Annotated in this window: 4 protein-coding genes, 2 tRNA genes and 1 pseudogene; 5 read left to right on the forward strand and 2 right to left on the reverse strand. The window is 65.2% G+C overall.

Annotated features, from left to right (window positions below; translation table 11 throughout):
• The first annotated feature begins 414 nt into the window (after nt 1-414).
• Nucleotides 415-3,363, forward strand: a complete 2,949-nt coding sequence (locus tag ACE3P2_RS05245; protein WP_374261795.1) for an Rne/Rng family ribonuclease — start codon at nt 415-417, stop codon at nt 3,361-3,363.
• Nucleotides 3,364-3,469: 106 nt separating this feature from the next.
• On the opposite strand, the gene ACE3P2_RS05250 is transcribed toward ACE3P2_RS05245, so the two are convergent.
• Both ACE3P2_RS05250 and uvrB read right to left on the reverse strand, forming a co-directional pair.
• Nucleotides 3,470-3,964, reverse strand: a complete 495-nt coding sequence (locus ACE3P2_RS05250) for a low molecular weight protein-tyrosine-phosphatase (RefSeq protein WP_374261803.1) — start codon at nt 3,962-3,964, stop codon at nt 3,470-3,472.
• Nucleotides 3,965-4,040: 76 nt separating this feature from the next.
• The gene (gene uvrB, locus ACE3P2_RS05255) at nt 4,041-6,116 is read right to left on the reverse strand and encodes an excinuclease ABC subunit UvrB (protein ID WP_374261797.1); all 2,076 of its coding nucleotides are present in this window, start codon (nt 6,114-6,116) and stop codon (nt 4,041-4,043) included.
• 118 nt (nt 6,117-6,234) lie between these two features.
• Here uvrB and ACE3P2_RS05260 point away from each other — a divergent pair, with 118 nt between their 5' ends.
• The 4 genes and pseudogenes from ACE3P2_RS05260 to ACE3P2_RS05275 form a co-directional block, all read left to right on the forward strand.
• Entirely contained in the window at nt 6,235-7,443 is a 1,209-nt protein-coding gene (locus tag ACE3P2_RS05260) for an amino acid aminotransferase (protein WP_374261799.1), read from the forward strand.
• 99 nt (nt 7,444-7,542) lie between these two features.
• Nucleotides 7,543-7,618 (forward strand) — tRNA-Asn (locus ACE3P2_RS05265).
• A 49-nt stretch (nt 7,619-7,667) separates the two neighbouring features.
• A tRNA-Asn gene (locus ACE3P2_RS05270) sits at nt 7,668-7,743 on the forward strand.
• Nucleotides 7,744-8,590: 847 nt separating this feature from the next.
• Nucleotides 8,591-9,686: pseudogene (locus ACE3P2_RS05275) on the forward strand (hypothetical protein); the annotation flags it as partial.

Consider the following 9,686-nt stretch of genomic DNA (forward strand, 5'->3'; position numbering starts at 1 on the left):
CGCGAAGCAATCCCGGCGAGCTGGCCCGAGGTCGCAGCGCGGAACACAGCCGTACGCGAGCGTACGCCTCTTCTTCCGTGTCGTGCGAGACCAGGTGAAGCCCCGTGACCCTTCGCAGCCTCCCGGATGCAGGCATCGAGTCGCGATGGACAGAACCGGGCCCCGACGAGGGATGGCAGCCAGCTGAGAGCGGCGTGCATCCTAGCGTCGCCGGCCCGGAGGGTTCGCCGGACTCGTTGCCGCATCCCCAGCGTAGAACGCGGCTCAGGGTGCGATAGATGAACCCTCCACCCACTTTAGTTTGATTTCCCTTGAAGAAGGACCGGCTAGATCATCACGCCAAACTAAATCACCGCAGTTGAATGCGGTGGAGCGGTTCGTCCTGCCCGTGTGCCGCGCGGGAGAAAAAGACGAATGAAGCGCATGCTCTTCAATGCAACGCAGGCCGAGGAACTCCGCGTTGCCATTGTCGACGGTCAGAAACTGATCGACCTCGACATTGAGTCGGCCGCCAAGGAACAACGCAAGAGCAACATCTACAAGGCCGTCATCACGCGCATCGAGCCCAGTCTCGAAGCCGCGTTTGTCGATTACGGCGCCGAGCGCCACGGCTTCCTGCCGTTCAAGGAAATCTCCCGTTCGTACTTCCAGCCCGGCGTCGAAGCCAGCCGCGCCTCGATCAAGGAAGCGCTGAAGGAAGGCCAGGAGCTGATCGTCCAGGTTGAGAAGGACGAGCGTGGCAACAAGGGCGCAGCCCTCACCACCTTCGTCTCCCTGGCCGGCCGCTACCTCGTTCTGATGCCCAACAACCCCCGTGGCGGCGGTGTCTCGCGCCGCGTCGAGGGCGACGAGCGCGCCGAACTGCGCGACGTCATGGACCAGCTCGAAGTGCCCGGCGGCATGAGCCTGATCGCCCGCACCGCCGCCATCGGCCGCACCGCCGAAGAGCTGCAGTGGGACTTGAACTACCTCCTGCAACTGTGGCGTGCCATCGACGGCGCCGCCCAGGCCCAGGAAGGCGCGTTCCTGATCTACCAGGAAGGCAGCCTCGTGATCCGCGCGATCCGCGACTACTTCCAGCCCGACATCGGCGAGATCCTGATCGACACCGACGACGTCTATGAGCAGGCGCGCCAGTTCATGGCCCACGTCATGCCGCAGAACGTGAACCGCGTGAAGCGCTACCACGACGACGTGCCGCTGTTCTCGCGCTTCCAGATCGAACACCAGATCGAATCGGCTTACTCGCGCACCGTCAATCTGCCCTCCGGCGGCGCCATCGTCATCGATCACACCGAAGCCCTGGTGTCCGTCGACGTAAACTCCGGCCGCGCCACCCGTGGCGCCGACATCGAGGAAACCGCGTTCAAGACCAACTGCGAAGCCGCCGACGAAGTGGCCCGCCAGCTGCGCCTGCGCGACCTCGGCGGCCTGATCGTCATCGACTTCATCGACATGGAGTCCCAGAAGAACCAGCGCGAAGTCGAGAACCGTCTGCGCGACGCCCTGCGCTACGACCGCGCCCGCGTCCAGACCGGCAAGATCAGCCGCTTCGGCCTGCTCGAGCTGTCCCGCCAGCGTCTGCGCCCGGCCCTCGCCGAGACCAGCTACATCCCGTGCCCGCGCTGCAATGGCACCGGCCACATCCGCAGCACCGAGTCGTCCGCGCTGCACATCCTGCGCATCCTCGAAGAAGAGGCGATGAAGGACAACACCGGCGCCCTGCACTGCCAGGTTCCGGTCGATGTCGCCACTTTCCTGCTCAACGAGAAGCGCGACGACATCGCCAAGATCGAAGTCCGTCACAAGGTCGGCCTGGTGCTGATCCCCAACCGCCATCTCGAAACCCCGCAGCACGAGATCGTCCGACTGCGCCACGACCAGCTCAACCAGGACGACAGCGCCGTCCCGAGTTATCGCATGGCCACCAAGCCGGCCGACGAGACCTATACCCCGCCGTCCGCCAACACCGACCGTCCGGCTCGCCAGGAAGCCGCGGTCAAGGGCATCACCCCGGACCAGCCGGCGCCCGTCGTCGAGCCCAAGGCCGCGCCTGCCCCGGCCCGGGTGCCGGAAAGCCAGCCCGGCCTGCTCGCCCGCATCTTCGCCTTCTTCCGCGGCGAGAAGCAGCCCGAGCCGGCGCCGGTTGTCGCCCAGCCCGAACCGCAACGCCGTGAAGCCCGCCCGCGCAACGAACGCGGCGGTCGCCGTGACGGTCGCGAAGGCGGTCGTGGCCGCCGTGACGGCCAGCGCGAGGAGCGCGGCGAACGAGGCGAACGCAACGAGAACCGCGAGAACCGCGAGGCCCGCAACAACGCGCCCGCCGAAGCCCAGGCCGAACAGCGCGAGAAGCCCCAGCGTCAACGCGGCGAACGCCAGGAGCGCGGTGAGCGTGCCGAACGCACCGAGCGCACCGAGCGCCCGGAACGCGAAGGCCGGGGTGAGCGTGGCGAACGCGGTCGCAACCGCAACGCCCAGGCATCGAAGCCGGCCGAGGCCGAAGGCGTCGCCACCAGCGCCGAGCAACTGACCACGGTTGCCGCGGTCGCCGCCGTCGCCAGCCCCGAAGGTGCGGCCCCTGCCGCCGCAGCCGAAGGTGAAGCCAGCGCCGAGCGCAGCCGCCGCGGTCGCCGCGGTCGTCGCGGCGGTCGTCGCAACGAGGAAGGCACCGGCACCGACGTCGCCGCCCAGGGTGAACTGGAAATCGGCGACCAGACCGTCGCGACCGCGCCCGTCGCAGCCACCGAAGCGAGCCCGGTGATCGAACCCGCACCGGTCGCCGAAGCCGCGCCGACCGCCCCCATGGCGGACGCCAGCGTCGAAGCCGTACCGGCCCCCGTCGTCGAGCCGACTGCGGCCGCGGCCGAAGTGGTCGTCGAGACCGCAGCCGTCAGCGAAGCGCCCGTCATCGCTCCGGAGCCGGTCTTCACTGCTGCCCCCGTCGAGGAGGACAGCGCGAAGCCCGACCTGATCGAGCAGGCGGTCGCCGCAGCCCGTGAAGCCGAAGTCGCGCCGGCTCCTGCCGTTGCGGCGGCGGTTGAAGCGCAGGTCTCCGAGGAAGCGGTCGCACCGGTCGCCCCTGCCCCCGTGGAAGTGCTTGCCGAGCCCGTCGTTGAAGCCGCGCCCGCAGTCGAAGCGCCTGCCGCCGAGCCGGTTGCCGAGGTCGTAGTCGAACCCGCTCCCGTCGCCGACCTCAACACCTCCCTGGAAGGGAGCGGCCTGGTGATGATCGAGACCCGCGCCGGCGCGACTCAGGCCTTCCAGCCCGAGCCGACGCCCGAACCGGTCCGCCGCCGCCGTCCGCGCACGCCGGCAGTCGTGGTCGACGAGCCGCTGGTCCAGGTGGAAACCGGCCAGAAATAATCTGGCCCACCCCAGCAAAAAGCCAGCCCCGTGGGGCTGGCTTTTTTTTTGTTGGTCACGGGCGGGAAAAACGTCTGGCCGCAGCCCCGTGGTAGGCGAATTTCGATCAGCCAGCCGACTGGCGCCGCCGGTCGACTTCCGGGCGAATCTCCTCGATCAGCCCCTGAACGGCATCCTCGCACAGGTCGAGCACGGCATCGAAGCCGGTGATCCCGCCGTAGTACGGATCGGGCACGTCGTCGCGGCGCGAACGCTGGGCGAAACTCATGAACATCCGAACCTTGTGCTTGCAGCCTTCGGGCGCGCGGTCGCGCAGGTAGTGGAAGTGGTCGCGGTCCATCGCCAGCAGCAGGTCGAATTCGGCGTAATCCTTGGGCTGAACCTTGCGCGCGCGCAGGCGCGACAAGTCGTAACCCCGGCGCAGGGCCGCGGTTTGAGTACGTGGATCCGGTGCCTCGCCCACGTGGTAACCCTGGATGCCGGCGGAATCGACGCCCACGATATCATCGAGCCCGGCCATGGCCAGCCAGCGACGCGCGACGCCCTCCGCCGTCGGCGACCGGCAGATATTGCCGGTGCAGACAAACAGTATTTTCATTATCGGTGTCCCTCCTGACGGCAATTTAAGCAGCCGACGGGCGGAACGTACAAGGGCAAGGACCAATTTTTCGCCTCTCTCAGCCAGGGGCGCCCGGTCGGGCAGCGTCGTGGGCATCTGCGCCGAAAGCCTGCTGGCGCAGTTTGAACAGCTTGTCGCGGGCAGCGGCCGCCTTCTCGAACTCCAGGTTGCGGGCGTGCTCCTGCATTTCCTTCTCAAGCTGGCGGATCGTTCGGGCCAGCGCCTTTTCGTCGAGGGCCGCGTAGTCGGCCCGAGCATCGGCAGGCACCGTGCCGGCATCGCCTGACGATGCATCATAGACACCGTCGATGATGTCCTTTATGCGCTTTATCACGGACTTGGGCGTAATCCCATGCGCCTCGTTGAAGGCGATCTGCTTGGCGCGACGACGTTCGGTCTCGCCGATCGCGGCCTTCATCGAATCGGTGATCCGATCGGCGTAGAGGATTGCCGTGCCGTGCAGGTGACGGGCCGCGCGGCCGATGGTCTGGATGAGCGAACGCTCGGAGCGCAGGAAGCCCTCCTTGTCCGCATCGAGGATCGCCACCAGCGACACTTCGGGGATATCGAGACCTTCCCGCAGGAGGTTGATGCCCACCAGCACGTCGAACTCGCCAAGACGCAGGTCGCGGATGATCTCGACGCGCTCGACGGTGTCGATGTCGGAGTGCAGATAACGCACACGAATGCCGTTCTCGGCCAGGTATTCGGTCAGATCCTCGGCAAGCCGCTTGGTAAGCACGGTGACGAGCACCCGTTCGGTCGCAGCCAGCCGCTTCTTGATCTCGCCGAGCAGGTCGTCCACCTGAGTGGACGCCGGCCGCACGATGATGATCGGATCCACCAGCCCGGTCGGGCGCACCACCTGCTCCACCACCTGTCCCTGATGCTCCTTCTCGTAGGCCGCCGGCGTGGCCGAGACGAACACGGTCTGGGGCAGCAGGCGCTCGAACTCCTCGAACTTGAGCGGCCGGTTATCCAGTGCCGACGGCAGCCGGAAGCCGTATTCGACGAGGTTCTCCTTGCGCGATCGGTCGCCCTTGTACATCGCGCCCACCTGGCCGATCGAAACGTGGGATTCGTCAATGAACATCAGGCCGTCGGCCGGCAGGTAGTCGATCAGCGTCGGCGGCGCGGCGCCAGGCTCGCGGCCCGACAGATGGCGCGAGTAGTTCTCGATGCCCTTGCAGAAACCCAGCTCGTTGAGCATTTCCAGATCGAAGCGGGTGCGTTGCTCGATGCGCTGAGCCTCGACGAGCTTGCCCTGCTTCTGGAAGACCTCGATGCGCTCGCGCAGCTCGTCCTTGATGCCCTCGATGGCCTTCAACACGGTGGCCCGCGGCGTCACGTAGTGGCTCGACGGATACACCGTGAAGCGCACGATCTTCTGTTTGAGGTGGCCGGTGAGCGGATCGAACAGCGTGAGGTGCTCGATCTCGTCGTCGAACATCTCGACGCGCAGCGCGTACTCGGCGTTTTCCGCCGGGAAGATGTCGATCACGTCGCCGCGCACCCGGAAGGTGCCGCGCTTGAAGTCGATGTCGGCCCGGTCGTACTGCATCGCCACCAGGCGCTGCACCAGATCCCGGTGAGCCATCTGCTCGCCCTCGCGCAGGTGCAGCACCATCGCGTGGTAATCGCCCGGATCGCCGATACCGTAGATGCACGACACCGACGCCACGATCACCACGTCGCGGCGCTCCATCAGGCTCTTGGTGGCCGACAGGCGCATCTGCTCGATGTGCTCGTTGATCGACGAATCCTTCTCGATGAAGAGATCCCGCGACGGCACGTAGGCCTCGGGCTGGTAGTAGTCGTAGTAGCTGACGAAGTACTCCACCGCGTTCTCGGGGAAGAATTCGCGAAACTCAGAATACAGCTGCGCCGCCAGCGTCTTGTTGTGGGCCAGCACCAGCGCGGGGCGGCCACAGCGGGCGATGACATTGGCCATGGTGTAGGTCTTGCCCGAGCCCGTCACGCCAAGCAGCGTCTGGAACATCAAGCCGTCGCCGATACCCTCGACGAGCTGGCGGATCGCCTCTGGCTGGTCGCCGCCAGGCGGAAAAGGTTGATGAAGCCGGAACGGGCTTCCCTCGAAAACCACCACACGCCCGCTATCGGATTGATCGGCCATGATAAAATTACACGTTGAAGTTGAATCTACGAGTTCAACTTTACTCGATAAATTCGAATTATCGCCCAAGCGGCGCGTTTAAAGCGCCCCGCTTCCCTTCGCCCCTTCTGGAGACCCCATGAGCTCTTCGATCTTTGCTGCGGTGGAACTGGCCCCCCGCGATCCGATTCTTGGCCTGAACGAAGCCTTCAACGCGGATACCCGCAGCACCAAGGTCAACCTCGGCGTTGGCGTCTACTTCGACGACAACGGCAAGATCCCCCTCCTCGGCGCCGTCAAGACGGCCGAGAAGGCCCGCCTCGAGGCCGCCCCGCCCCGTGGCTACCAGCCCATCGAAGGCCCGGCTGCCTACAACAACGCCGTGCAGAACCTGCTGTTCGGTGCCGACAGCACCCTCATCCGTGACGGCCGTGTCGTCACCGCCCAGGCCCTCGGCGGCACCGGCGCCCTGCGCATCGGCGCCGACCTCATCAAGCGCGTCGTGCCGGGCGCTACCGTCTACATCTCCGACCCGAGCTGGGAAAACCACCGCGCCCTGTTCGAAGCCGCCGGCTTCCCGGTCGAGACCTACCCGTACTACAACCCGGAAACCCGCGGTGCCAACGCCGAGGCGATGATCGCCAAGCTGAACAGCCTGCCGGCCGGTTCCGTGATCGTGCTGCACGCCTGTTGCCACAACCCCACCGGCGCCGACCTCACCGAAGCCCAGTGGGCCGAAGTGGTCAAGGCCTGCGCGGCCCGCGGCCTGATCCCCTTCCTCGACATGGCCTACCAGGGCTTCGCCGACGGCATCGAGCCGGACGCCGTCGCGGTGAACCTGTTCTCCGCCTCCGGCCTGTCCTTCTTCGTCTCCAGCTCCTTCTCCAAGAGCTTCTCGCTGTACGGCGAGCGCGTCGGCGCCCTGTCCATCGTCACCCAGAGCAAGGACGAATCCGCCCGCGTGCTCTCGCAGCTCAAGCGCGTGATCCGCACCAACTACTCCAACCCGCCGATCCATGGCGGCGCGGTCGTGGCTGCCGTGCTGTCCACCCCCGAACTGCGCACCCAATGGGAAGCCGAGCTTGCCGGCATGCGCGACCGCATCCGCGCCATGCGCACCGGCCTCGTCGAGCAACTGGCCGCCCGCAAGGTCGACCAGGACTTCTCCTTCGTCATCAAGCAGCGCGGCATGTTCTCCTACACCGGCCTCTCCGCCGCCCAGGTCGAACGCATGAAAGACGAGTTCGGCATCTACGCCGTCGGCACCGGCCGCATCTGCCTGGCCGCGCTCAACAGCAAGAACCTCGATTACGTCGCCGACGCCATCGCCGCCGTCATCAAGGCCTAAGCTGCACCGTTTCACCCGCACCCGGTTCGCCGGGGGCAAAAAAAGCGCGCAAAAGGTCTTGACGCAATCAAGGCTGGCAACTAAAATGCGCGCCTCTGTTCCTCGATAGCTCAGTCGGTAGAGCGCCGGACTGTTAATCCGTAGGTCCCTGGTTCGAGCCCAGGTCGAGGAGCCAGAAAAATTTGCGGTGATGTGTCCCTCGGACGCATGACCAACCCGTCAGATCCTCGATAGCTCAGTCGGTAGAGCGCCGGACTGTTAATCCGTAGGTCCCTGGTTCGAGCCCAGGTCGAGGAGCCAAGACAAGCAAGCAGAAAAGCCAATCCTTCGGGGTTGGCTTTTTTGTTGTCTGGTCGATCTCTGGTCCGGGGTTTTCGATGCCGGGCATGGGATCGCGCATCCAGGCGCGGCCGCTCAGCCGCCCTCGCCCAATGCGCCGCGAGGGGCGCCCCAGCAGCTCGTCACGCCACGAACCCGGTTCCGCAGCCCTTGCGGCGCGACGGCCCCCTTCCGACTGCATGCCCCCGCTATCTGCCACAGTCTCACCGTCGCGCGGAGCCGGGAAACACAGACTCTTCAACGCACTCCCCACCTCAAGACCGGCAAGGACCGGCCCTTCGGCGGATTCCGAGCAGCCGATCGCCCTTGGTGTCAATTTCGACAAGGGGGTCTATGTAGTACGCCAATTGACACCACCCTTGCCAGCTCTCCGTTCTGCCGCCATCCCCCCCCCGCCCCTGACAAGACCACTCCATCGGCGCCAACTTGAGCCCGGCGCAGGATCAAGGGACCTGCGCCGGGCGTCCCGATTGTTCGTGCTCTGTGAGTTTGGCTCGCAAGGTGACCTTAAAGGGGTTACAGCTGCAGGTAGGGTTTGTGGAATCGTTGCTGGGGGAATGGTTAACCGGTGTCAGGCACCAGCCGTGCTCCTTCTGAGCTGTTGCTCATCGGCCAGAGCGGCCATTGGTTTGCAGCTGCGACTGCGGCAGCATTGCGCCAGTAACCTATCGCTCAGACATAGGTGACCGCGATCAGAGGCGTTCCACCGCGGTGAACGCATACTTCCCAACTGTGAGCTGCCAGTCAGGTCAGGACAGCTCTACGATGGCCGCAGCCGTGATCAACCAAGTGCTGGTACCCTATTGGGATGAACCGCGCATTTAAGGACCTGCGAGCCGCAACCGACAAAGACGTCGACTTCGAGCTGACCTTTGGTGAGCGCTTCGACGAATCCGGTGTTGGCTGGGACGAACTGCTGAAGTCCCAGCGTATTCTCATCGTTTCGGAGGCCGGGGCCGGCAAGACTTATGAGTGCGAGTCGAAGGCGAGAGAACTCTTTGCCCACGGCGAGCCTGCATTCTTCCTATCGCTCGAGAGCGTTGCATCTGCGGGCGTTGTAGCCACCCTCTTCGGGGACGAACTGACGCGTTTCAATGACTGGTTGGCGTCCTCGTCACAGGTTGCCTATTTCTTCCTCGACTCCATCGATGAGCTTCAACTTGTCCATCGGTCGTTCAAGGACGCTCTGCGCCGATTCGCGCATGACATCCGTGGAGCGCTGGAACGGGCAACTGTCGTGGTCACCGCTCGGCCAGTACCCATTGATCGTCAAGCGTTCAGGGAGATCTTGCCTGTACCGGCTGTAGTATGCGCAGCCGACACAGAAGATGAGTTCATTCGCATCGCGATGGATGGCCCCAGCAATAGCAGGGACGACGGCCCGCCTTCGCATCGCGAGGTTGAACTGCTCCCGCTAACGGGGCCACAGATCGTCGAGTTCTCTCGTGCTCGTGGAGTCCAGAACGCAGCCTCCCTGCTTGAGGCAATTGACGCCAAGAATGCCCTAGGGTTCGCGCGCAAGCCGCAAGACCTGATCGAGCTGTGCGATGACTGGCGCGAGCACGGACGGATCCGCGCACACCTCGATCAGATTCAAACTCATGCGCGCGCCCGACTGACCGCTCGTGCGGATCGGCGCGAGAAGGCAGATCTCTCGCTTGAGAAGGCGCGGTCTGGCGCACAGCGGCTCGCGCTGGCGGTGATGCTGAGTCGGCGCTTGACCGTACGCTACAGCGCGGGGGCTGATGGCGACGCGACGGGAGGCCCCCCAATCGACCCGCGCGAGCTGCTTCCCGATTGGAGCGCCAACGAAGTGTCCGCGCTCTTGGAGCGCCCAATTTTCGTGGAGGGAGGGTACGGTCGCGTCCGCTTCCACCATCGGTCGGTCCTGGAATTCTTGGCTG

The organism is Zoogloea sp. (genome assembly GCF_041911615.1).
Classification (GTDB): domain Bacteria; phylum Pseudomonadota; class Gammaproteobacteria; order Burkholderiales; family Rhodocyclaceae; genus Zoogloea.

Coding starts and splice junctions, on each gene's coding strand:
- ACE3P2_RS05245 (WP_374261795.1), top strand. CDS start 415: ATGAAGCGCATGCTCTTCAATGCAACGCAGGCCGAGGAACTCCGCGTT.
- uvrB (WP_374261797.1), bottom strand. CDS start 6,116: ATGGCCGATCAATCCGATAGCGGGCGTGTGGTGGTTTTCGAGGGAAGC.
- ACE3P2_RS05260 (WP_374261799.1), top strand. CDS start 6,235: ATGAGCTCTTCGATCTTTGCTGCGGTGGAACTGGCCCCCCGCGATCCG.